This is a genomic window from Streptomyces sp. HUAS CB01 (genome assembly GCF_030406905.1).
Lineage (GTDB): Bacteria > Actinomycetota > Actinomycetes > Streptomycetales > Streptomycetaceae > Streptomyces > Streptomyces chengbuensis.
In genome coordinates this window covers 1262949-1285292 of the sequence record NZ_CP129137.1, presented here as the reverse complement: position 1 = coordinate 1285292, position 22344 = coordinate 1262949, and the positions used below count along the sequence as shown (strand labels likewise).

Below are 22344 nucleotides of genomic sequence, written 5' to 3'. Positions count from 1 at the left end.
GATTCGCTCCCTGGCCTGCTGCGGGCTGGGCGCCCGCCGAATTGCGCTGACTCTAGCGGGTCCCCGGAGAACGCGACGGCGCCGTCGTCGCGGTGGATTCCGCGACGACGGCGCCGGAGCATGCCCTATGCGGTTGTCCGTGTACGTGCGGTGCCGTCTCCCCGAGTCGGACGGCGCCTGCTGCCCTCGCCCTGGTTCAGCTTTCCGCCAGGATGTGCGAGAGCTCGGTATCGAGATCGAAATGGCGATGCTCCGTGCCGGGCGGGACCGCGGCGTCCGTCCGCTTCAGGAACGACTCCAGGGCCCGCGCCGGGGCCTCCAGCAGGGCCTCGCCCTCGGGAGAGCTCAGTGCGATGCAGACGACGCCCTGGCCGTGACTGCGCGACGGCCAGACTCTGACGTCGCCGGTGCCTGTGGGCCGATGAAGGCCCTCGGCGAGAAGGTCGCGGGCGAACACCCATTCGACCGTCTCCTCGGCTCCGGTGTGGAAGGTGGCGTGCACGGCATACGGATCGGCCGTGTCATACCGCAGGCCCGCGGGTACAGGCAGTGAGGACTCGCTCGACACAACGAGGCGCAGGTGCAGCTCGCAGCTGACCGTGGTGTTCATAAGCGCCAGGGCCTTTCGCTCAGTGTGCGCTCGGGGATTCGCACGTCGGCGAAATCGACATGCCACCTACGGTGCCGTTGTAAACCCCTCTGTCTGTTTTGTGATCCTTGGGGTACCCCGTACGGAGGAGTTCCACGTACGACCGTGCGGTCATTCCGGCGCGCCGATTCGTCGGGTACGTTGGGTTTATGAATGCGGAGAGTGACGAGCGGACCGGGGCTGCCGCGACTGCGGCCCGGAGCTCCGCCACGGGGGATGTGGCCGCGCCGAGCGAGCCGGTTCTGGGCTCCAGGGCGCCCGAGTTCGTGAAGAGACGCCGGACGCTCCACCTGAGCTGGCAGGTCGGCGTCTTCATCGTCGGCCTCGCGGTCGTCGTGGCCGGAGTGATCATGCTTCCGCTGCCCGGACCGGGCTGGCTGGTGATCTTCGCAGGCATGGCGATCTGGGCGACCGAGTTCGTCTGGGCGCAGCTCGTGCTGCACTGGACGAAACGGAAAGTGACCGAGGCGGCACAGCGGGCGCTGGACCCGAAGGTCCGTCGGCGCAACATCATCCTCACCACCGTCGGACTGGTGATCATCGGCGTGCTGTGCGCGGTCTACCTCTGGAAGTTCGGGTTCATGATGCCCTGGAAGATCGACCAGTGACCGACACCTGACGGCGACCGGCCGGAGAGCCCCTCGCGGCCGGTGGTCAGGTGGTCATGAGGCACCGCTGACATGGGGTAATGTGTGCGGTGCGCCCGGGCGATTAGCTCAGTGGGAGAGCGCTTCGTTCACACCGAAGAGGTCACTGGTTCGAACCCAGTATCGCCCACCACCCGGACCGAAGGCCCCGGAGACCGAGAGTCTCCGGGGCCTTCGGCGCGCTCGGCCGCCCGCACCGTTCACCCGTTCAGCGCATCCGGCCGAGAGCCTCCCGGAGCCGGCGCGCGTCGCGCAGCCGCCGTTCGTACGTCGCGCCCACGGCGAGCAGCAGCAGCCCCGCGAGCGCGGGCGGCAGCCACCGCGGCAGCGCGTCGACGACCTGGACGACGTACGGCGCGAGCTCGTGGAGCGCGACCAGGGCGACGGTCAGCCCGCCGAGGAGCAGAGGGGCCCGGAGCCGCAGCCGGGCGCCGGCGAGCGTCACGCCGAGGGCGGCGAGGCCGAGCAGCAGCGGACGAGGCCAGTCCGGGTCGCCCCAGGCCGCCAGCAGGCTCGGCACGAGGGTCGCGGCGAGCCCGGGCCCGTACGCGACCCACGACGACGCGGACGGATCCCTGCGGCGCCGCAGGAAGCCCACGGCCAGTGCGGGGACGGTCACGGGCAGGGTGTACGCCTCGGGCACGGCCACCCCGGACGCGGCCAGGCGCACCCAGGTCGCCGCGACGAACAGCACCGCGGCGGCGTACCCGGCGAGGGGCCGGCGCTCGGCCCGGACCGCCGTGCCCGCGGCCACCACCCCCGCGAGAGCGAGCACCAGCGCCACGGTGGGCGGGTGCGGCACCGCGAGTGCCACGGCGATCGGTACGACCGCGGCGGCCGTCGCCTCCACCGGCAGGGCGACCGGGTGCCGGCCGAGCCGGGCGCCGAGCAGGGCGGCCGCCACCGGTACGGCGAGGAGCGCGAGGCCGATGCGGTGCCCGGGCAGCCCCGCGGCCACCGCCGTCGCCGCCGCGAGCCCCGTCGTGCCCACCACGGCGGCGCAGGCGGCGACGATCCGTACGAGCCCCCGTGCCGCCGTCGCCGCGGCGACGCCCAGGGCCACGAGCACGCCCAGCGCCGTGAACGTGGCGGGCCGGGTCGCCAGTCCGAGCAGCGCCGCACTGGCCGCCGACAGCAGTGCGCAGACGAGCGCCGTCCCGGCGACGGCGCGGACGGGGTCCACCGCCGCACGCGAGGAGGAGCCCGGCCGGGCGGCGGCGGGTGCTCCGCCGGTGGTGCCGTCCGGGCTGCCTGTGCCGCCGCCCGGGCCCGCGGTGTCGTCGGACGCGTGGCCGGGGGCGTGGCCTTCGCCGGCGGGCGGTCCGGTCGGCGACGGCGGTGACCAGCCCGCCCCCGCCGCCGGAAGCAGGGCGGCCAGGAGCGACGGGCGGACCGCGACGACGAGGGCGGCTGCCGTCGCCGCCAGGTGGACGGCCAGGGCGGGACCGAGCGGGAGCGCGAGGGCCGCGGGGGCGGCGACGACGGCCGACCACGTCAGGGCGAGGGCCGCGCACTCGGCGGCGGGGCGGGGCAGGGGGGCGGCGGGGACGAGCCGGGGTGCCGCCCACAGCGCCACGGCCACGGCCGCCAGGACGACCGGTGCGGTGACCGCGCCCGGGAGGACGACGTCCTGGACCGGTGGACCGCCCCAGACGTCCTCGAGCGTGGCGGCCGGTCCCGTCAGCGCGAGCAGGACGACCGGTGCGGCCCACAGCGCCGAGGCCAGCTGGACCAGGCCGGAGGCGGCCGCGAGCCCGGTGAGCACGCCCCGCGGCGCCCGGACGCGCACGGCCCCGAGCAGCGCCGCCGCGCACAGCGGGTACGCGGGAACGGCCCAGTCCGCCGGTACGAGCGTGCGCAGCACGCCGCCGGTGGCGGCGACCGTCGCGAGCCCGCCGACGGTCGCGGTCGCCGCCGCAGCCGCCGGTGCGCGCCATGCGGTCCCCAGGGACACGGCAGCGGTTGCCAGGAGCAGCAGGGCCGGTACCACCGAGGCCGCCGGGGAGCCCGCGGACACGGACAGCCAGACGCCGGTCAGCAGGGACCAGCCGCCCGTCACCACGGCGCCGGTGACCGCGAGCGCCCGGACGGCGGTCCCCCGCGCGACGAGCGCGATCGCGACGTCGAGGCCGGCGGTGGCCAGCGTCGCCCAGGCGGTGACCTCCGGGCCGCCGCCCGCGGACAGCGCCCACAGCGGCAGCGGGAGCTGACCCGCCACCACGGCGCCCGGCAGCGGCAGACGCAGCCTGCCGACGGCGCGCCCGTACGCCGCCCAGGCCGCGGCGAGCACACCGGCTGCCACGGCCGTGTAGGCCACGGCGTCCGTCCCCGGAAGTACCGCGCGCTTCAGCGCGTAGGCGTCGAGGACCGTGAGGACGAGTCCGAGCGCGGCCACCGACTCGGCGGTGGAGACGAGCCTCCGGCGCAGCAGCAGGAGCGGTGTCCCGAGGGCCGTCACGGTCACCGCGCCCAGCACGACCGCCCGTCCGCCGATGCCCATGCGGCCCCAGCTGACCAGGGTGAAGGCGACGGCGGCGATCGTGAGCAGGATCCCGCCCAGGGTGAGCAGGATGTTCTGCGCGCTCGGCGGGGACGTCTCGGCGGCCGCCCCGGGGGAGCGGGCGGGAACCGGCGCCGGTCCGGCGCCGGCGGCCCGGAGGGCCGTCAGCAGCCAGGCTCTGCGGTGCATCAACTGGGCCCTGCGGGCATCGAGTTGGACCAGCTCGCGATCGATGAGCCGGAGCTCCTCGGCGGGCGGCAGTACGTTCTCCATGGCGGCGAGTGTGGCGCGGGACACAAGGAGCCGGAATGAGCGCGCGTACTCAGATCGCCGGTGAGTACGTACCTGCCCGGTGCCGGGCTCCGAGGGGCGGTGGACGGCCGGGAACGGAGTTTGAAGGAAACCCGCCGGTACCTGTATGGTTCAGTGCGTTCCCGGGCGATTAGCTCAGCGGGAGAGCGCTTCGTTCACACCGAAGAGGTCACTGGTTCGAACCCAGTATCGCCCACAGGCAGAGGCCGGTCCGTCATCCGACGGACCGGCCTCGTGCGTTCCCGGCCCCGTGAACTGATTCGCCGTCACCGGGACTGCCCCGAGGGGGAGTTGGCACCGGCCCCCACCTGCTCCTTGACGCGATCCCGGACGTTGGCTTCAATGCCGTAGAGAGGTCCAGACCAATCGGCCCCCGGTGTGCGGGCCCGTCTCCGGCCCTCCCGTCGATCCCGGTGCCGACGGACCGGCGCCAGGGCGGGGGAGACCGGCTAGGGTCTGAACCGGCGGCCGTTGCCCGGCCCCACGGAACGTACGGGTGTCCCGAAGCGGCGGGGCACCCGTACCCGTGTCCGGCCCCGCGCCCCCTCGGTGAACGCCGGTCACGCCGCCTGGGCCGGCATCTCGGGCCGCAGCGGCCATGCCGGATCCACCGACTCCTCCGAACCGTTCCGGGCGAACCACGCCTGCAGCCCGCGCGCCTGCGCCGCGTGCCACACCGCCTGCAGCGTGTGCAGCTCCGCCGCCGACAGCCGCTCCAGACGCGCGGCGAAACGCCGCCCGACCGCCCGGACGACGTCCAGCGCCGCCGTGGCGTCCGCCGCCGCGTCATGGGCGCCGTCCAGCTCGACCCCGTACTGCTCGCACAGATCGGTCAGCGTGCGGCGACCCTTGCGGTAGCGGTCCAGATGCTTGTCCAGTACCCGCGGGTCCAGTACGCACATCGGGACGTTCTCGAGATAGCGCGCCAGCGACGAGGCCCGATGGCGGCGCAGTTCGCGGTCCAGCAGGGTCAGATCGAACGGCGCGTTCATCACCACGAGCGGGCGGCCCGCCGCACACTGCTCGGCCAGTGACCTGCCTATCTCCTCCATCACCGGCGCCGGCCAGCGGCCGTTGTGCTGGAGGTGCTCCTCCGTGAGACCGTGCACGGCCGTCGCCTCGGCCGGTACGGGCACGCCCGGATTGACCAGCCAGCCGGTGACGCGTGTGCGTCCTCCCGGCGAATCCTGGACCACGAGCGCGGCCGACACGATCCGGTCGTGCTCGACGTCCACCCCGGTTGTCTCGGTGTCAAATGCGGCCAGGGGCCCTTCGTACCAGCGCGTCATCCCCGAACTCCTCGCCCATGCCTGGCAGATGGTGATATCCCCTGCCCGAATCGGTGATACCCGGACCGTTTGCGCACTACGCAGGCGGGTGACAACACAGTTGACGGGGCGCGCTGCTGACGGTCCGTCGTGAGGACAAAGCATCGGCACACCCTGGAAGGCAGACGGAGCCATGGCGCTCGCGCAGCCCGAACCGGGTGCGCTGCCCGAGCGGACCGCACCGCTGCGCGGAGCACTCGCCACCACCGCCTGCATGGAGACGCTCCAGGTGGGGTACCTCCACGCGGTCGCGGCCGCCGCCGGCTGCTCGCTGTCCCAGCCGTTCCCCGACAACGGGATCGACTGGCACGTCAGCCACAGCGCTCCCGGACACACCGTCGACGACGAGGTCACCATCAAGGTGCAGTTGAAGGCCACCTACCAGCTCGCGCCCCACCCGCCCGGCCCCGCGTTCTCCTTCACGCTCGACAACGAGCACCTGGTGAAGCTGGCCCGTACACCCGTGTCGGTGCACAAGATCCTCGTCGTCATGATCGTGCCGCGGACCCGGGACGAGTGGCTGCGGGCCGGCCACGACCGGCTCGATCTGCGGCACTGCTGCTACTGGACGAATCTGGCCGGCCACCCGGTGACGGGCCGGCGGCGGACCACCGTCCGGATCCCGACCGCGCGCATCTTCGACGACCGGGCGCTCTGCGAGATCATGACGCGGGTCGGGACGGGAGGGAGACCCTGATGCACCGCCCGATCGACGAACCCGCACGGCGGCCGGCCGGCCCCCCCGCGGTGCCGCACGCCCGTCCCGTGCCCCTGCCGTTCCCCGACGGCGTGCCCGCGCCCTGGTACGGCAGCGGAGCCCCCGACCCCGCCCTCGTCGACCCCCTGGTGCTGGGGGCGCTGCTGCACCGGCACGGTTGGCGCAGGCGAGGCGGCGCGACCGGCCGGTACGCCCGCTGGACACCGCCGGAGCCGGGCGCCGGCGGCACGAGCCTGCTGGTGCCCGAGAGCCGGGAGTTCCCCGACTGCGAGGACCTGCTGGGCGAGGCGCTCACCGCCCTCGCGAGATCGGCGGCGCCCTCGGCACGCGAGGTGCTGGTGGGGCTCGCGGTGCCGAGCGACGAGATCCGGTGGTGGCGCGACGTGCCCCACGGTCCGTCGGGCGCGGCGTCCTGGACCGTGCAGGAGCAGCTGAGGTCCGCCGCCCGGCAACTGCTGCTCGCGGGGGCGCTCGCCGTGCGCGGGCGCGCCGGCTACCACGGGGCGCGCCACCGGCGGCAGGCACAGGCCGTACTGGAGGGCGTCCTGGTGGGGCCGGCGCCCGGCGGGCGCGGGCTCACCGCCTTCGTACCGGTGGACAGCGGCCGGTCCGTCGCCGTCCGGCTGCACCACGCGCTGCACGCGACACGCGAGGCCATCGACTACCAGCGCGCCACCGGCGGGATGGACGCCTTCGACGCGGCGGTCGCCGCGGGCGTCAGCCGGGAGCTGACCGAGGCTCTCGTGGCACTCGTCCGCGGTGCCGAGGGGGCACGGGTCGCGGTGGCGTGGTCCCCCTCCGCGGGAGTCCCCGCGGGCTGTGCGGCCCGGCCCGAACCGGTGGAGTTCTCGCCCGGCGACCTGCCCGCCCTGCGCGCGGCCGGTGCCCGCTATCTGCGTGACGAGCCGTCCGTCCCCGTGCGGGTGACCGGGACGGTGGTCCGGATGCGGCGCTCGGGCACGCGCGGCGAGGGGACGGTGCGGCTGCGCGTCCTCGCCGGGGCGGAGGTGCCGCACGTCCGCGCGGTCCTGGACGAGGAGGCGTACCGGACCGCGGGCCACGCGCATCTCGTCGGGCTCCCGATCCGCGTCGTCGGACGCCTCGAGAGCCGCGGCGGCTTCCGGCGCCTCAGCGACGCGACCGACGTCGTGCCGGTGCACGTGGACGAGGCGGAGCGGGACCGGCTGATGAAGGCCCTGCACGAGAATCTCGACTTCTTCGAGGAGGCGTGCGGCGGGGAGGACTGAGCGGTTCCGCCTCGCTCGGGGCGGGCGGGAGGCTTCACGAGCGTCGTGGGCGGGCGCGCGGGCGGCGCCCGCCGCGCGGTGTCGGTTCGGTGCGCCCGCCTTGCGGTGTCGACGGTGCCGCGTCCGCCGTGGTCGGTGCCGCGCCGTCGTGCCGTGCCCGTCGTGCCGTGTCTGTACGGTGCGCTCGTCGCGTCGGGTCGCGCGTGCGCCTCGTCGGTACCGCGTCCCGTCCCCGGTGCGTCTCGTTTGGTGCCGTGCCGTCGTGCCGCGTCGGTACCGCGTCCGTCGTGCCCGTGTCGGTCGTGCCGCGTCCGTACGGTGCGCCACGCGTGCCGAGCCCCTCGCGACCACCGTGCCGGGCCGGGCGCGGCCGGATCGCGGATCCGGCCGTCACGCAGGACGCCCGAGGCCCCCGGACGGTCCGGCCCTCCGCGAGGGCGATGCCCCCGCGCGAGCCGCCGGCCGCCCGCCAGGCACAGCGCACGCGCGCAGCGCGTTTCGCGGGGGCGATCCGTCGCTCGGTAGCATGACGTAGTGCACGCGCGATACCTCGGCGCGTGCTTCCCCTTCAGACAGGAGAGACCGGTGTCAGACGTCCGTGTGATCATCCAACGCGATTCCGAGCGGGAAGAGCGCGTGGTGACCACGGGCACCACGGCGGCCGATCTCTTCGGCGGCGAGCGCACCGTGATCGCCGCGCGGGTCGGCGGCGAGCTGAAGGACCTCGCGTACGCGGTGAAGGACGGCGAGACCGTCGAGCCGGTCGAGATCTCCTCCGAGGACGGGCTGAACATCCTGCGCCACTCCACCGCGCACGTCATGGCGCAGGCCGTGCAGGAGCTCTTCCCCGAGGCCAAGCTCGGCATCGGCCCGCCGGTCCGGGACGGCTTCTACTACGACTTCGACGTGGAGAAGCCCTTCACCCCCGAGGACCTCAAGGCCGTCGAGAAGAAGATGCAGGAGATCCAGAAGCGCGGCCAGCGCTTCTCGCGCCGCGTCGTCACCGACGAGGCCGCGCGCGAGGAGCTCGCGGACGAGCCGTACAAGCTGGAGCTCATCGGGATCAAGGGTTCCGCGTCGCACGACGACGGCGCGGACGTCGAGGTGGGCGGCGGCGAGCTGACCATCTACGACAACCTGGACGCCAAGACCGGCGAGCTGTGCTGGAAGGACCTCTGCCGGGGCCCCCACCTGCCCACCACCCGCAACATCCCCGCGTTCAAGCTGATGCGCAACGCCGCGGCGTACTGGCGCGGCAGCGAGAAGAACCCGATGCTGCAGCGCATCTACGGCACCGCCTGGCCGTCCAAGGAGGAGCTGAAGGCCCACCTGGACTTCCTCGCCGAGGCCGAGAAGCGCGACCACCGCAAGCTCGGCAACGAGCTGGACCTGTTCTCCTTCCCGGACGAGGTCGGCTCCGGGCTCGCGGTCTTCCACCCCAAGGGCGGTGTGATCCGCCGGGTCATGGAGGACTACTCGCGCAAGCGCCACGAGGAGCACGGCTACGAGTTCGTGTACTCGCCGCACGCCACCAAGGGCAAGCTGTTCGAGAAGTCGGGCCACCTGGACTGGTACGCCGAGGGCATGTACCCGCCCATGCAGCTCGACGAGGGCGTGGACTACTACCTCAAGCCCATGAACTGCCCGATGCACAACCTGATCTTCGACGCGCGCGGCCGCTCGTACCGTGAACTGCCGCTGCGTCTCTTCGAGTTCGGCACCGTGTACCGGTACGAGAAGTCGGGCGTCGTGCACGGTCTGACCCGTGCCCGCGGCTTCACCCAGGACGACGCGCACATCTACTGCACCCGCGAGCAGATGGCGGAGGAGCTGGACAAGACCCTCACCTTCGTCCTGGACCTGCTGCGCGACTACGGTCTGACCGACTTCTACCTGGAGCTGTCCACCAAGGACCCGAACAAGTTCGTGGGCTCCGACGAGGTCTGGGACGAGGCCACCGAGGTCCTGCGGCAGGTGGCCGAGAAGCAGGGCCTTCCGCTGACCCCCGACCCGGGCGGCGCGGCCTTCTACGGCCCGAAGATCTCCGTGCAGGCGAAGGACGCGATCGGCCGGACCTGGCAGATGTCGACGGTCCAGCTCGACTTCAACCTGCCGGAGCGCTTCAACCTGGAGTACACCGGCCCGGACGGCACCAAGCAGCGTCCCGTCATGATCCACCGGGCGCTGTTCGGCTCCATCGAGCGCTTCTTCGCGGTGCTGCTGGAGCACTACGCCGGTGCCTTCCCGGCCTGGCTGGCCCCCGTCCAGGCGCTGGGCATCCCGATCGGCGACGCCCACGTCCCGTACCTGCAGGAGTTCGCCGCCAAGGCGAGGAAGCAGGGGCTGCGCATGGAGGTGGACGCCTCCTCGGACCGGATGCAGAAGAAGATCCGCAACGCCCAGAAGCAGAAGGTGCCCTTCATGGTCATCGCGGGCGACGAGGACATGGAGCACGGCGCGGTGTCGTTCCGCTACCGCGACGGTTCGCAGGAGAACGGCATCCCGGTCGACGAGGCCATCGCCAAGATCGCGAAGATCGTCGAGGAGCGCGCCCAGGTCTGAGCCGGCCGGGCTGCCGGGACCGGGCCGGCCCGCGGCCGCCCCGCACCGTCAGGAGGAGGCCCCCGGAGGACGTCGGTCCTCCGGGGGCCTCCTCTCGTCCTCGCGTGTGAAGACCTGGATCAGCCAGGACGAGAACGAGCCGGTCACCGCGCCCAGCAGCGCGAGACCGCAGATCATCAGTCCGACGGCGATGGTCCTCCCCCACGCGGTCACGGGGGTGACGTCGCCGTACCCGACGGTGGTCAGCGTCGCGCACACCCACCACACGGAGTCGCCGAAGGTGAGGATCGTCGCCCCGGGGGCGGTCCGCTCCGCGTGGAACACGGCGAGCGCCCCGGCCCAGCCCAGCAGCACCGCGCCCATGCCCGCGTAGACGATCACCCGTGCGTAGAGGCTGAGGACCGGCTGGTCGCGCCGCCGCTGGAGCGTCGTGTACAGCTTGACCAGCCGCAGCGGGCGCAGCAGCGGCAGGAGCAGCACCAGGGCGTCCAGCCAGTGCGTCCGCAGGAAGCGGTGGAGCCGCTGACCGCTGAGCCGCAGCCGCACCACGAAGTCGCTCAGGAACACCAGCCACATCAGCAGCATCGCGGCGAGGGCGGTGTCCAGCCAGACCACGTCCACGTCATGGGCCAGGATCCGCACCGAGTACGCGGCGAGGAAGACCAGTGAGGCGTAGAAGAGCGGCAGCTCGGCCCGCTGCTCCCAGCGGTCGAGCGGGGTGTCTGCCTCGTGGACGTCCATGCGGCCAGCATCGCCGGGAGCCGCCTGCGTCCGCCCCCGGCGACACGCTCCGTACGGGCGAAGTCATATGCTGCACCACATGACGAGTGAGCCGGAGCAGCAGATCGGGGTCGGCATCCAGGACGCCTTCCAGCGGCTGTGGACACCCCACCGGATGGCCTACATCCAGGGCGAGAACAAGCCGACCGGCCCCGGGGCCGACGACGGCTGCCCCTTCTGCTCCATCCCCGCCAAGTCCGACGAGGACGGGCTCGTCATCGCACGCGGTGAGAACGTGTACGCGGTGCTCAACCTGTACCCCTACAACGGCGGCCACCTGATGGTCGTGCCGTACCGGCACGTCGCCGACTACACGGACCTCGAAGCGGCCGAGACCACCGAGCTCGCCGAGTTCACCAAGCGGGCCATGACGGCGCTGCGGACGGCGTCCGGGGCACACGGCTTCAACATCGGCATGAACCAGGGCACGGTGGCCGGCGCCGGCATCGCCGCGCATCTGCATCAGCACGTGGTGCCGCGCTGGGGCGGTGACACCAACTTCATGCCGGTCATCGGCCACACCAAGGTGCTGCCGCAACTCCTCGCCGACACCCGGAAGATGCTCGCGGACGCCTGGCCCGCTTAGGACGTGTTACGGGAGTCCCCTGGCCCCCGACGCCTGGCACGCACGCTCGCTGCGTTGTCGGAGTGATCCGAGTACGTCCAGTACGAGGATGATCCTCCGTCCTGCGATCGCACGCACCGGACGCCGCAGGCCCCGCCCTGCCGGCGACGGAGCTGCCGCCGCGACACGCCCCGGTACCGGCTGTCCCTCCCGGCCCCGGGCCGTCCCGCGGACGCTCCGGGGCCGCACCGTCACGCGTCGTACGCGTCCGCCTTGCGCGGCATCGGGTCCTGCACACCCGTGCTGAGGAACGACGAGCGGGTGCTGAAGCGCTCCGTGTCCACGCCGTTCTCCTCCAGTACCCGCATCGCGGCGGAGTGGGCCACCCGCAGCACCGGCGTCGCCGCCCGCATCGCGTCGTCCGCCATGAAGCGGTGCCGCCAGGGCTGCTCAGCCCATGCGTGCCGCAGCCCGAACGGCTCGGGGAGGATCAGTTTCCCGCCGAGGAAGTCCAGCATCGGCGGGTACCAGGTGAACGGTGCCCGGACCATCTGCCGCACCACCTCGGGGGTCTCCACCAGCGGCAGCTGACGCTCGACGGTCTCCCAGAACCGGATCGTCTTGGCCACCTCGACGGTCTTGGGCGCGGGCTTGCTGGTGAAGAGGGAGTGCACCGGGCCGAGAGCGTGTCCCGTCACTTCGATGCGCAGGGTCTCGAACAGCACCGTCACCGTGATCATCATGGTGATGACCAGCTGGCCGTCCCACAGGGTGAACTGGACGCCCAGATAGTGCCGGTTGCCGCTGCCGAACTGCTGGTGGTCGCAGATGCGCTGTATCTCGTGGCGCTTGACCTGGAAGGTGTCCACGTCCTGGCCGTCGGGGCGGGCCACCTCGGCGGCACCCTCCCCGACCGGCACCACGATCCAGTGCTTCACCGACGGCTTGGGGAAGCCGCCCGTGTTCAGCGGGCCGCGCTGGAGCAGGGTCAGCTGGTCGTGGATGACCTTGATGACGTCCCAGCTGCGGAACTGGTGGAACTCCTTGCCCGGCTCCTTGGCCACCAGTTCCTCGGCGAGCTGCCAGCTGCCCCAGCGGGTGCCCATGCCGAGTATCCCCTTGGGGCCGGCGTAGAAGACGGAGTTGGACTGCTGCTCGGCGGTGAGCTTCTCCAGGCCCTGGCGGAGTTGCTCGGCCGCCGTCTCGTTCGGGTTGCCCGGCACGGCCTCCGGGACCTTCGCCCCGATGCCGCCGCCGGAGAGGAGGCTGTCCCAGCGGACCCGCAGATCCTTCGCCGTGGACTCGCAGATCCGCTTGGCGAACAGCCAGCCGATCACCGGGGCGACGACCATGGCCCGCAGGTAGTACCCCCAGAACCCGCTGAACGGCAGGGCGATCAGGAACACCACCGCGAGGGCGCCCACGGCGATCAGCAGCGCCGACCCGATGGCTCCGGTCCTCCTGTCCTTCGAACCCGCGAGCGTACGGCGCAGCTGGAACACGCCGATCCACAGCAGGGCGCCGGGCAGGAACAGCAGTCCGAACACCGCCATGACGGCCGTCAGCCGGGCGTCCCGCTGCTTGCGGATCCGGCTCGCCGCCAGCGCGTGCTCCACGACGGCCTGCGGCTCCGCGCCGAAGGACTGGATCAGCGGTTTGCGGGCTCCGCCGAGCATCCGCACCTGGACCGCCCGTGAGAAGGCCTCGCCCAGATTCGGCTCGAAGAGCGAGAACTTGCCCTTCTTCACCTTGGACTGGTGCCACTCGTTGTTGGCCTTGAGTATCTCCTCGAGCGGACTGTCGCGGTACGCGGCCGAGGCGAGGGCGTGGGTCGCCGCCGTCTGGCCGGCCGCCCCCTGCACCGGGATCTGTGCCCCGGGAGAGAAATCGAATGCCTGGTCCGCCACTACCGCCCCCATCGCCGCATCGTCCGCACTGCGGCCTTCCCAACTACCGTGCCCCGCACACCTTCTGAGCTGCGCAACACAGCGTATCGGGGTGGTGGCCCAGGCGTCAGCACCGCCTTTCGGCCCTCCGGGGCGACCGGACCCGTGCGCGCGAGTGCCGCCCGCCGAAGGGGTGTTCGGCGGGCGGCACTCCCACCGCGGCGCGCCGGACCGGGCCCGAGGCGCCCGGGAGAGCCGGGCCCGGAGGCCGTCTCCGGGGCGGCGGCCTCCTAAGCGGCGGCCGCGGTCTCCTCGCGGACCTTCGCCGCCATCTGCGGCGGCATCGCCTCGTGCCGCGCGTACGAACGGTCGAAGCGGCCCGTGCCGTGCGAGATGGACCGCAGGTCCACCGCGTAACGCCCGATCTCGATCTCCGGAACCTCGGCGCGCACGACCGTCCTGCCGGTGCCCGCCTGCTCGGTGCCGACGACCCGGCCGCGCCGGCCCGACAGATCGCTCATGACGGCGCCGACGTATTCGTCCGGGACCATCACCTGCACCTCCGCCACCGGCTCCAGCAGGTCGATCCGGGCCTGCGCCGCCGCCTCACGCAGCGCCAGCGCGCCCGCCGTCTGGAACGCGGCGTCGGAGGAGTCCACCGAGTGCGCCTTGCCGTCCAGCAGCGTCACCCGCACGTCGACCAGCGGATGACCGGCCGAGAGGCCCTTCGCCGCCTGTGCCCGGACGCCCTTCTCCACCGAAGGGATGAACTGGCGGGGGACGGCGCCGCCGACCACCTTGTCGACGAACTCGATGCCCGAGCCGGGCGGCAGCGGCTCGACCTCGATCTCGCAGATCGCGTACTGGCCGTGCCCGCCGGACTGCTTCACATGACGGCCCCGCCCCGCCGACGGCCCGCCGAACGTCTCCCGCAGCGACACCTTGTGCGGGACCACGTCGACCTGGACCCCGTACCTGCTGCGCAGTCGCTCCAGCGCCACGTCCATGTGGGCCTCGCCCAGGCACCACAGCACCACCTGGTGGGTGTCCTGGTTCTGCTCCAGACGCATCGTCGGGTCCTCGGCGACCAGCCGGGACAACCCCTGGGAGAGCCGGTCCTCGTCGGCCTTGCTGTGGGCCTGGATGGCCAGCGGGAGCAGCGGGTCCGGCATCGCCCACGGCTCCATCAGCAGCGGGTCCGACGTCGAGGAGATCGTGTCCCCGGTCTCCGCCCGTCCCAGCTTGGCGACGCAGGCGAGATCGCCAGCGATGCACCGCCCGACGGTGCGCTGCTGTTTGCCGAACGGTGAGGAGAGGGCGCCGACGCGCTCGTCGACGTCGTGGTCCTCGTGCCCGCGGTCGGCCAGCCCGTGCCCCGACACGTGCACCGTCTCGTCGGGGCGGAGCGTGCCGGAGAACACCCTGACCAGGGACAGCCGGCCGACGTACGGGTCGGACGCGGTCCTGACGACCTCGGCGACCAGCGGCCCGTCCGGGTCGCAGGTGACGGCGGGCCTGGGCCGGCCCTCCGGGGTGGTGACCGCCGGGGCCTCGCGCTCCAGCGGGGTCGGGAACCCGCCGGTGATCAGCTCCAGCAGCTCGACCGTCCCGAGCCCCTGCTTCGCCCCGTTCGTCGCCGGCGCCGCGGCCAGCACCGGATGGAACGCGCCCCGTGCGACGGCCTTCTCCAGGTCGTCGATCAGCGTCTTGAGGTCGACCTCCTCGCCTCCCAGGTAGCGGTCCATGAGGGTCTCGTCCTCGCTCTCGGCGATGATCCCCTCGATCAGGCGGTTCCTGGCCTGCTCCAGCATCGCCTCCTCCTCGGGCCCGGGCGCCTTCTCGACGCGCTCGCCGCCCGAGTAGTCGAACAGCTTCTGCGACAACAGCCCCACCAGTCCCGTGACGGGCGCGTGCCCGTCGGCGGCCTCGGGGCCGTACTGCGGCAGATAGAGCGGCAGCACCGCGTCCGGGTCGTCACCGCCGAACAACTGCCCGCACACCTCGATGAGCTCGTCGAACCCTGTGCGCGCCGTCTCCAGGTGGGTGACCACGATGGCGCGGGGCATCCCGACCGCCGCGCACTCCTCCCACACCATGCGGGTCGAGGCGGGCACGGCGTCGGCCTCCTGCGCCGCCGAGACAACGAAAAGGGCCGCGTCCGCGGCTCGCAGACCGGCCCTGAGCTCCCCCACGAAGTCGGCGTACCCGGGGGTGTCCAGCAGATTGATCTTGTACCCGCCCCACTCGACCGGGACGAGACTCAGCTGTACGGAACGCTGCTGGCGGTGCTCGATCTCGTCGTAGTCCGAGACCGTCCCGCCGTCCTCGACGCGTCCCGCCCGGTTGACCGCCCCCGCCGTCAGGGCCAGGGCCTCCACCAGGGTCGTCTTCCCCGATCCGCTGTGGCCGACCAGCACCACATTCCGTACGGATGTCGGCCGGTCGGCCGTCGTAGCCCTGCCGGCGGCTCCGGATTGTGCATTCGCCTTGTCGCCCATGATTCGTTCCTCCCGACTCGGTGCACGGTGAGGTGAGGGCGCGGACCCGGGGGCGCGCGATGGGGAGACCCCCGGCCGGAACCTTGGGGATGCTCCGGCGAAGCCCGCGGTTGTCTTTCGAGCTTTCCACTCCCGTCAAGGTGCGTCCATACGTCGTACGCGACCGGGCCAGGCCGCTGGGCCGCCGCGCGCGTGGCTACGATGGGCCCGCCGGTGGCCGAAGGGGCCGCGCGGCACACCGACCCCTCGGGAAGGCCATGCTGAACAAGTACGCGCGTGCGTTCTTCACGCGTGTTCTCACACCGTTCGCCGCGTTTCTGCTGCGCCGCGGGGTGAGCCCCGACGCGGTGACCCTCGTGGGCACGGCCGGAGTGGTCGCGGGCGCCCTGGTCTTCTTCCCTCGCGGAGAGTTCTTCTGGGGGACGATCGTCATCACCCTGTTCGTCTTCTCCGACCTCGTCGACGGCAACATGGCACGTCAGGCCGGGGTCTCCAGCCGCTGGGGCGCATTCCTGGACTCCACGCTGGACCGGGTCGCGGACAGTGCCATCTTCGGCGGCTTCGCCCTCTGGTATGCGGGCAAGGGCGACGACAACGTGCTGTGCGCGGTGGCGATCTTCTGCCTCGCCAGCGGTCAGGTCGTCTCGTACACCAAGGCGCGGGGCGAGTCGATCGGGCTGCCGGTCGCCGTGAACGGGCTGGTGGAGCGCGCCGAGCGGCTGGTCGTCTCGCTGGTCGCGGCCGGGCTCGCCGGACTCCACGCGTTCGGCGTCCCCGGGGTCGAGGTACTGCTCCCCGTCGCCCTGTGGATCGTGGCCGCGGGATCGGTGGTGACACTGGCGCAGCGCGTGGTCACGGTGCGCCGCGAGGCGGCCGAGGCGGACGCCGGCCCGTCGGGCGACGGCCCTCCGCAGGGGCCCTCACACGGGAGCACCCAGGGCACCTCGCAGGGGAGTGAGGCATGAGCGACATGCAGGACCGGCTGGCGGACGCGCTGTACGGGCTGGGCTGGGGGACGGTCAAGAGGCTCCCGGAACCCGTCGCTGTCAGGCTCGGGCGCACCATCGCCGACACCGCCTGGAAGCGGCGGGGCAAGGGCGTCCTGCGGCTCGAGGCCAACCTGGCCCGGGTGGTGCCCGACGCGGGTCCGGAGCGGCTCGCCGAGCTGTCCAGGGCCGGGATGCGCTCGTACATGCGCTACTGGATGGAGTCCTTCCGGCTGCCGACCTGGGACGAGGAGCGGGTGCGCCGGAGCGTGGACATCGAGAACATCCAGCGCATGCACGACGGCTTGGCGGACGGCCGGGGCGTCATCATGGCGCTGCCGCACCTGGCGAACTGGGACCTGGCGGGTGTCTGGGCCACCCGGGCGCTCGGCATACCGTTCACCACCGTCGCGGAGCGGCTGAAGCCGGAGACGCTGTACGACCGGTTCGTCGCCTACCGCGAGTCCCTCGGCATGGAGGTGCTGCCGCACACCGGCGGCTCCGCCTTCGGCACACTGGCCCGGCGGCTGCGCGAAGGCGGCCTGGTCTGCCTGGTCGCCGACCGCGACCTGTCCGAGTCGGGCATCGAGGTCAAGTTCTTCGGCGAGACGGCGAGGATGCCCGCGGGGCCCGCGCTGCTCGCCCAGCAGACCGGCGCGCTGCTGCTGCCGGTGACCCTCTGGTACGACGGGACCACGGCGGGCATGAAGGGCCGGGTCCATCCGCCCGTCGACGTCCCCGAGACAGGTACCCGGGCCGAGAAGACGTCCGTGATGACACAGGCGCTGGCCGATGCCTTCGCCACCGGAATCGCGGACCACCCGGAGGACTGGCACATGCTGCAGCGGTTGTGGCTCTCGGACCTGGAGCACCGCGCCGAGACGGGGGAGTCCCGCACGTGAGGATCGGGATCGTCTGCCCCTACTCGTGGGACGTCCCCGGCGGCGTCCAGTTCCACATCCGCGACCTCGCGGAGCACCTGATCGGCCTCGGGCACGAGGTGTCCGTCCTCGCCCCGGCCGACGACGAGACCCCGCTGCCGCCGTACGTCGTGTCGGCGGGCCGTGCCGTGCCCGTCCCGTACAACGGCTCTGTCGCCCGGCTCAACTTCGGCTTCCTGTCCGCGGCCCGCGTGCGGCGCTGGCTGCACGACGGCACGTTCGACGTGATCCACATCCACGAGCCGGCCTCGCCGTCGCTGGGACTGCTGTCCTGCTGGGCGGCCCAGGGGCCGATCGTCGCGACGTTCCACACCTCCAACCCGCGCTCGCGGGCGATGATCGCGGCCTACCCGATCCTCCAGCCCGCGCTGGAGAAGATCAACGCGCGGATCGCGGTCAGCGAGTACGCCCGGCGCACGCTCGTGGAGCACCTCGGCGGCGACGCCGTCGTCATCCCGAACGGCGTCGACGTCGACTTCTTCGCGAAGGCCGAGGCGAAGGCGGAGTGGCAGGGTGGGACGCTCGGCTTCATCGGCCGCATCGACGAGCCCCGCAAGGGCCTGCCCGTCCTGATGAGGGCCCTGCCGAGGATCCTGGAGGCCCGGCCGGACACCCGGCTGCTCGTCGCGGGGCGCGGGGACGAGGAGGAGGCCGTCGAGTCCCTTCCCGAGGAGATGCGCGCGCGCGTCGAGTTCCTGGGCATGGTCAGCGACGAGGACAAGGCCCGGCTGCTGCGCAGCGTCGACGTCTACGTCGCGCCCAACACCGGCGGCGAGAGCTTCGGCATCATCCTGGTCGAGGCGCTGTCGGCGGGGGCGGCGGTCCTGGCCTCGGACCTCGACGCGTTCGCACAGGTACTGGACCAGGGCGCGGCGGGCGAGCTGTTCGCCAACGAGGACGCCGACGCCCTCGCCGACGCCGCGATCCGGCTGCTCGGCTCGCCGTCCCGGCGCGCCGAGCTCAGCGCTCGCGGAAGCGCCCATGTGCGGCGGTTCGACTGGTCCACGGTCGGCTCGGACATCCTCGCGGTGTACGAGACGGTGACGGACGGCGCGGCCTCGGTGGCCGCGGACGAACGTCCGGGCCGCCTGAGGGCCCGCTTCGGCCTGGCCCGCGACTGAGCCGCCGGGTGGCGGTGAGGGCCGGGCGTCGGGCTGGAGCAAACGCCCGACAGCGCGGGGCCGTCCCCGTCGTGTGCACCGGGCGACGCCTTGGGACAACGCAGCCGAGCGGAGGCGGGTGCCGTGGGGCAGTCGCGGTCCGCTTCGTCCGCTTCGGCGTGGAGACCCGTGGCGGGGACTCACCCGCCGGGCCGGTGTGCGGGCCCGCGCGGGGCCGTCCCCGGGCGCACGGAGGACCCGGCCCCGCCGAGGGGGCCGTCGCCAGGCTTCGGCACGGGGCCGGCCGGGACGCTGCACGGCCCGGCCGAGGCCAGCGGCGACGACCCGCGGCAGGAGGGGGCCGTCCGCGCGAGTTCGCCCCGACCTGCCGGGGAGTCGTCCACCGGTGCCGCCCGTGAGGGCCCGGGGGCGGAGCCGCGCACGGGCGCCCCGGTAGATTGACCCGGCGTGACCGCAACCCTGATCTGGATCCTCGTCGCGCTCGTCGCCATCGGCCTCTACCTCAGCTGGACCGCCGGCCGGCTCGACCGCCTGCACGCCCGGATCGACGCCGCCCGGGCGGCACTCGACGCCCAGCTCCTGCGCCGCGCCTCGGTCACCCAGGAGCTCGCCACCTCCGGCGTGCTGGACCCCGCCGCCTCGATCGTGCTCTACGAGGCCGCGCACGCGGCCCGTCAGGCGGACGAGGAGCACCGCGAGGTGGCCGAGAGCGATCTGAGCCAGGCGCTGCGGGCGGTGTTCGGCGAGACGGAGCAGGTGGAGGCCGTACGGGAGGCGCCCGGCGGTGACGAGGCCGCCAATGAACTCGCCGCGGCCGTCCGGCGCGTTCCGATGGCGCGCCGGTTCCACAACGACGCCGTGCGGGCGGCACGGGCGCTACGCAGGCACCGCAAGGTCCGCTGGTTCCGCCTCGCCGGGCACGCCCCGTTCCCGATGGCCTTCGAGATGGACGACGAGCCCCCCGTGGCCCTGGCGGACCGGCCGTAACGGACGCCGGACCCGCGGCCGCCCGGGGACGCCCCGGCACCGCCCGTGGCCGGCCCCCGCGGACTTCCCCCGCCGGCCCGAACCACCAAAACGATCCACAGGGTCACCATTGGCCCTTGCAGTGGCCTGGCACCGGACTGTTTCCTCGTCGGAGCACCGTTTGTCGTCACCGAATGAGGTCGATCGTGTCCAGCACGTTCTCCAACTCCCCGCAGGCTCCCGAGACCGGTACCGCGCGCGTCAAGCGAGGCATGGCCGAGCAGCTCAAGGGCGGCGTGATCATGGACGTCGTCACGCCGGAGCAGGCGAAGATCGCCGAGGACGCGGGCGCCGTGGCCGTCATGGCCCTGGAGCGCGTCCCCGCCGACATCCGCAAGGACGGCGGCGTGGCCCGGATGTCCGACCCGGACATGATCGAGGGCATCATCGACGCCGTCTCGATCCCGGTGATGGCCAAGTCCCGCATCGGCCACTTCGTCGAGGCCCAGGTCCTGCAGTCGCTCGGCGTGGACTACATCGACGAGTCCGAGGTCCTCACCCCGGCCGACGAGGTCAACCACTCCGACAAGTGGGCGTTCACGACCCCCTTCGTCTGCGGTGCCACAAACCTGGGCGAGGCCCTGCGCCGGATCGCCGAGGGCGCGGCCATGATCCGCTCCAAGGGCGAGGCCGGCACCGGCAACGTCGTCGAGGCCGTCCGCCACCTGCGCCAGATCAAGAACGAGATCGCCCGGCTGCGCGGCTTCGACAACAACGAGCTGTACGCCGCCGCCAAGGAGCTGCGCGCCCCGTACGAGCTCGTCGCCGAGGTCGCCCAGCTCGGCAAGCTGCCGGTCGTGCTCTTCTCCGCCGGTGGTGTCGCCACCCCCGCCGACGCCGCGCTGATGCGCCAGCTCGGCGCCGAGGGCGTCTTCGTCGGCTCCGGCATCTTCAAGTCGGGCGACCCGGCCAAGCGCGCCGCGGCCATCGTGAAGGCCACCACCTTCTACGACGACCCGAAGATCATCGCGGACGCCTCCCGCAACCTGGGCGAGGCCATGGTCGGCATCAACTGCGACACCCTGCCCGAGGCCGAGCGCTACGCCAACCGCGGCTGGTAATCGACCATGAGCACACCCGGCACCCCTGTTATCGGAGTACTGGCTCTGCAGGGCGACGTACGGGAGCACCTGATCGCCCTGGCCGCGGCGGACGCCGTGGCCAGGCCGGTCCGGCGGCCCGAGGAACTCGCCGAGGTCGACGGCCTGGTCGTCCCCGGCGGCGAGTCCACCACCATCTCCAAGCTGGCCCATCTCTTCGGGCTGATGGAGCCGCTGCGTGAGCGCGTGCGCGCCGGGATGCCCGTCTACGGCACCTGCGCGGGCCTGATCATGCTCGCCGAGAAGATCCTCGACCCCCGTTCGGGACAGGAGACCATCGGCGGCATCGACATGATCGTGCGACGCAACGCCTTCGGCCGCCAGAACGAGTCCTTCGAGTCGGCGGTCGCGGTCACGGGCGTCGCGGGCGACCCTGTGGAGGGCGTCTTCATCCGCGCCCCGTGGGTCGAGTCCGTCGGCGCCGAGGTCGAGGTGCTCGCCGAGCACGAAGGCCACATCGTCGCGGTCCGCCAGGGCAACGCGCTGGCCACGTCGTTCCACCCGGAGCTGACCGGGGACCACCGTGTGCACGCCCTGTTCGTCGACATGGTGCGCGCCGCGCAGTGACCGGATCCCGGTAGGATCACAGGCGAACGCAGCAGAGATTGGTTACGCGAAGGAGACAGGCAGATGTCCGGCCACTCTAAATGGGCCACGACGAAGCACAAGAAGGCCGTGATCGACGCCAAGCGCGGCAAGCTCTTCGCGAAGCTGATCAAGAACATCGAGGTCGCGGCCCGTACCGGCGGCGCCGACGTCGACGGGAACCCGACCCTCTTCGACGCCATCCAGAAGGCGAAGAAGCAGTCGGTCCCCAACAAGAACATCGACTCGGCCGTCAAGCGCGGCGCCGGCCTCGAGGCCGGTGGCGCCGACTACGAGACGATCATGTACGAGGGCTACGGCCCGAACGGTGTCGCGGTGCTCATCGAGTGCCTCACCGACAACCGCAACCGCGCCGCGTCCGACGTGCGTGTCGCCATGACCCGCAACGGCGGTTCGATGGCCGACCCCGGCTCGGTGTCCTACCTGTTCAACCGCAAGGGCGTCGTCGTGCTCCCGAAGGGCGAGCTCTCCGAGGACGACGTGCTCGGCGCGGTGCTGGACGCCGGTGCCGAAGAGGTCAACGACCTCGGTGAGAACTTCGAGGTCATCAGCGAGGCCACCGACCTGGTCGCGGTCCGCACCGCCCTCCAGGACGCCGGTATCGACTACGACTCGGCCGAGGCCAACTTCGTCCCGACCATGCAGGTCGAGCTCGACGAGGAGGGCGCGCGCAAGATCTTCAAGCTGATCGACGCGCTGGAGGACAGCGACGACGTGCAGAACGTCTTCGCCAACTTCGACGTCTCGGACGACGTCATGGAGAAGGTCGACGCCTGATCCCGCTTCGTGGCGACGGGCCGACGGGGAGACCGCCCCGTCGGCCCGTCGCGTTGTCGGCGGTTGTCAGCGGGAGCCGATAGCCTGCACAAACG

The 22344-nt window shown here is 72.4% G+C and carries 18 protein-coding genes and 2 tRNA genes; 14 read left to right on the top strand and 6 right to left on the bottom strand.

Annotated features, from left to right (window positions below; all coding sequences use genetic code 11):
• Nucleotides 1-196: 196 nt before the first annotated feature.
• Nucleotides 197-610 carry an SsgA family sporulation/cell division regulator gene (locus QRN89_RS05740; protein ID WP_003959770.1) on the bottom strand — a complete coding sequence of 138 codons (414 nt, stop codon included), beginning with the start codon at nucleotides 608-610 and terminating at the stop codon, nucleotides 197-199.
• Between the two features lie 188 nt (nucleotides 611-798).
• Between QRN89_RS05740 and QRN89_RS05735 the strand changes: the two genes are divergently transcribed.
• The gene (locus QRN89_RS05735) at nucleotides 799-1257 is read left to right on the top strand and encodes a TIGR02611 family protein (protein WP_290348265.1); all 459 of its coding nucleotides are present in this window, start codon (nucleotides 799-801) and stop codon (nucleotides 1255-1257) included.
• 97 nt (nucleotides 1258-1354) lie between these two features.
• Nucleotides 1355-1429, top strand: a tRNA-Val gene (locus QRN89_RS05730).
• 75 nt (nucleotides 1430-1504) lie between these two features.
• On the opposite strand, the gene QRN89_RS05725 is transcribed toward QRN89_RS05730, so the two are convergent.
• Nucleotides 1505-4069 (bottom strand): SCO7613 C-terminal domain-containing membrane protein, encoded by a 2565-nt coding sequence (locus tag QRN89_RS05725; protein WP_290348264.1) that lies wholly within the window; start codon nucleotides 4067-4069, stop codon nucleotides 1505-1507.
• Nucleotides 4070-4232: 163 nt separating this feature from the next.
• Between QRN89_RS05725 and QRN89_RS05720 the strand changes: the two genes are divergently transcribed.
• Nucleotides 4233-4304: transfer RNA gene (locus QRN89_RS05720), tRNA-Val, on the top strand.
• 364 nt (nucleotides 4305-4668) lie between these two features.
• Here the strand turns inward: QRN89_RS05720 and QRN89_RS05715 are convergent.
• Complete coding sequence (locus tag QRN89_RS05715; protein ID WP_290348263.1) at nucleotides 4669-5397, bottom strand: 3'-5' exonuclease; 729 nt, start codon at nucleotides 5395-5397, stop codon at nucleotides 4669-4671.
• Nucleotides 5398-5569: 172 nt separating this feature from the next.
• Here QRN89_RS05715 and QRN89_RS05710 point away from each other — a divergent pair, with 172 nt between their 5' ends.
• From QRN89_RS05710 to thrS, 3 genes are all read left to right on the top strand, one after another.
• Nucleotides 5570-6133 (top strand): DUF4365 domain-containing protein, encoded by a 564-nt coding sequence (locus QRN89_RS05710; RefSeq protein WP_290348262.1) that lies wholly within the window; start codon nucleotides 5570-5572, stop codon nucleotides 6131-6133.
• Nucleotides 6133-7401: a serine/threonine-protein kinase gene (locus tag QRN89_RS05705; protein ID WP_290348261.1), complete on the top strand. Its 1269-nt coding sequence runs from the start codon at nucleotides 6133-6135 to the stop codon at nucleotides 7399-7401. The genes QRN89_RS05710 and QRN89_RS05705 overlap by 1 nt, the downstream gene beginning before the upstream one ends.
• A gap of 585 nt (nucleotides 7402-7986) precedes the next feature.
• Nucleotides 7987-9963 (top strand): threonine--tRNA ligase, encoded by a 1977-nt coding sequence (gene thrS, locus QRN89_RS05700; RefSeq protein ID WP_290348260.1) that lies wholly within the window; start codon nucleotides 7987-7989, stop codon nucleotides 9961-9963.
• Between the two features lie 48 nt (nucleotides 9964-10011).
• On the opposite strand, the gene QRN89_RS05695 is transcribed toward thrS, so the two are convergent.
• Entirely contained in the window at nucleotides 10012-10704 is a 693-nt protein-coding gene (locus tag QRN89_RS05695; protein WP_290348259.1) for a potassium channel family protein, read from the bottom strand.
• Between the two features lie 67 nt (nucleotides 10705-10771).
• Here QRN89_RS05695 and QRN89_RS05690 point away from each other — a divergent pair, with 67 nt between their 5' ends.
• Nucleotides 10772-11329, top strand: a complete 558-nt coding sequence (locus QRN89_RS05690) for an HIT family protein (RefSeq protein ID WP_290348258.1) — start codon at nucleotides 10772-10774, stop codon at nucleotides 11327-11329.
• Between the two features lie 230 nt (nucleotides 11330-11559).
• Here the strand turns inward: QRN89_RS05690 and QRN89_RS05685 are convergent, their stop codons facing one another.
• Nucleotides 11560-13215 carry an AbeC-like domain-containing protein gene (locus tag QRN89_RS05685; RefSeq protein WP_290353575.1) on the bottom strand — a complete coding sequence of 552 codons (1656 nt, stop codon included), beginning with the start codon at nucleotides 13213-13215 and terminating at the stop codon, nucleotides 11560-11562.
• A gap of 269 nt (nucleotides 13216-13484) precedes the next feature.
• The gene (locus tag QRN89_RS05680; protein ID WP_290348257.1) at nucleotides 13485-15692 is read right to left on the bottom strand and encodes an elongation factor G-like protein EF-G2; all 2208 of its coding nucleotides are present in this window, start codon (nucleotides 15690-15692) and stop codon (nucleotides 13485-13487) included.
• A 257-nt stretch (nucleotides 15693-15949) separates the two neighbouring features.
• Between QRN89_RS05680 and pgsA the strand changes: the two genes are divergently transcribed.
• From pgsA to QRN89_RS05645, 7 genes are all read left to right on the top strand, one after another.
• Nucleotides 15950-16657: a phosphatidylinositol phosphate synthase gene (gene pgsA / locus QRN89_RS05675; protein ID WP_290348256.1), complete on the top strand. Its 708-nt coding sequence runs from the start codon at nucleotides 15950-15952 to the stop codon at nucleotides 16655-16657.
• 5 nt (nucleotides 16658-16662) lie between these two features.
• On the top strand, nucleotides 16663-17580 hold the full coding sequence (locus QRN89_RS05670; RefSeq protein ID WP_390702071.1) for a phosphatidylinositol mannoside acyltransferase: 918 nt from the start codon (nucleotides 16663-16665) through the stop codon (nucleotides 17578-17580).
• Entirely contained in the window at nucleotides 17577-18740 is a 1164-nt protein-coding gene (locus tag QRN89_RS05665) for a glycosyltransferase family 4 protein (protein ID WP_290348254.1), read from the top strand. Before QRN89_RS05670 ends, QRN89_RS05665 begins: the two co-directional genes overlap by 4 nt.
• A gap of 447 nt (nucleotides 18741-19187) precedes the next feature.
• Entirely contained in the window at nucleotides 19188-19727 is a 540-nt protein-coding gene (locus tag QRN89_RS05660; protein ID WP_290348253.1) for a LemA family protein, read from the top strand.
• 173 nt (nucleotides 19728-19900) lie between these two features.
• A complete protein-coding gene (gene pdxS / locus QRN89_RS05655; RefSeq protein WP_269731408.1) occupies nucleotides 19901-20827 on the top strand; it encodes a pyridoxal 5'-phosphate synthase lyase subunit PdxS in 927 nt (308 codons plus the stop codon).
• 6 nt (nucleotides 20828-20833) lie between these two features.
• Nucleotides 20834-21433: a pyridoxal 5'-phosphate synthase glutaminase subunit PdxT gene (gene pdxT, locus QRN89_RS05650; protein WP_290348252.1), complete on the top strand. Its 600-nt coding sequence runs from the start codon at nucleotides 20834-20836 to the stop codon at nucleotides 21431-21433.
• A gap of 63 nt (nucleotides 21434-21496) precedes the next feature.
• Nucleotides 21497-22249, top strand: coding sequence for a YebC/PmpR family DNA-binding transcriptional regulator (locus tag QRN89_RS05645; RefSeq protein WP_093658339.1), 753 nt, complete (start codon nucleotides 21497-21499; stop codon nucleotides 22247-22249).
• Nucleotides 22250-22344 lie beyond the last annotated feature (95 nt).

Coding starts and splice junctions, on each gene's coding strand:
- QRN89_RS05740 (WP_003959770.1), bottom strand. CDS start 610: ATGAACACCACGGTCAGCTGCGAGCTGCACCTGCGCCTCGTTGTGTCG.
- QRN89_RS05735 (WP_290348265.1), top strand. CDS start 799: ATGAATGCGGAGAGTGACGAGCGGACCGGGGCTGCCGCGACTGCGGCC.
- QRN89_RS05725 (WP_290348264.1), bottom strand. CDS start 4,069: ATGGAGAACGTACTGCCGCCCGCCGAGGAGCTCCGGCTCATCGATCGC.
- QRN89_RS05715 (WP_290348263.1), bottom strand. CDS start 5,397: ATGACGCGCTGGTACGAAGGGCCCCTGGCCGCATTTGACACCGAGACA.
- QRN89_RS05710 (WP_290348262.1), top strand. CDS start 5,570: ATGGCGCTCGCGCAGCCCGAACCGGGTGCGCTGCCCGAGCGGACCGCA.
- QRN89_RS05705 (WP_290348261.1), top strand. CDS start 6,133: ATGCACCGCCCGATCGACGAACCCGCACGGCGGCCGGCCGGCCCCCCC.
- QRN89_RS05695 (WP_290348259.1), bottom strand. CDS start 10,704: ATGGACGTCCACGAGGCAGACACCCCGCTCGACCGCTGGGAGCAGCGG.
- QRN89_RS05690 (WP_290348258.1), top strand. CDS start 10,772: ATGCTGCACCACATGACGAGTGAGCCGGAGCAGCAGATCGGGGTCGGC.
- QRN89_RS05680 (WP_290348257.1), bottom strand. CDS start 15,692: ATGGGCGACAAGGCGAATGCACAATCCGGAGCCGCCGGCAGGGCTACG.
- pgsA (WP_290348256.1), top strand. CDS start 15,950: ATGCTGAACAAGTACGCGCGTGCGTTCTTCACGCGTGTTCTCACACCG.
- QRN89_RS05670 (WP_390702071.1), top strand. CDS start 16,663: ATGCAGGACCGGCTGGCGGACGCGCTGTACGGGCTGGGCTGGGGGACG.
- pdxS (WP_269731408.1), top strand. CDS start 19,901: ATGAGGTCGATCGTGTCCAGCACGTTCTCCAACTCCCCGCAGGCTCCC.
- pdxT (WP_290348252.1), top strand. CDS start 20,834: ATGAGCACACCCGGCACCCCTGTTATCGGAGTACTGGCTCTGCAGGGC.
- QRN89_RS05645 (WP_093658339.1), top strand. CDS start 21,497: ATGTCCGGCCACTCTAAATGGGCCACGACGAAGCACAAGAAGGCCGTG.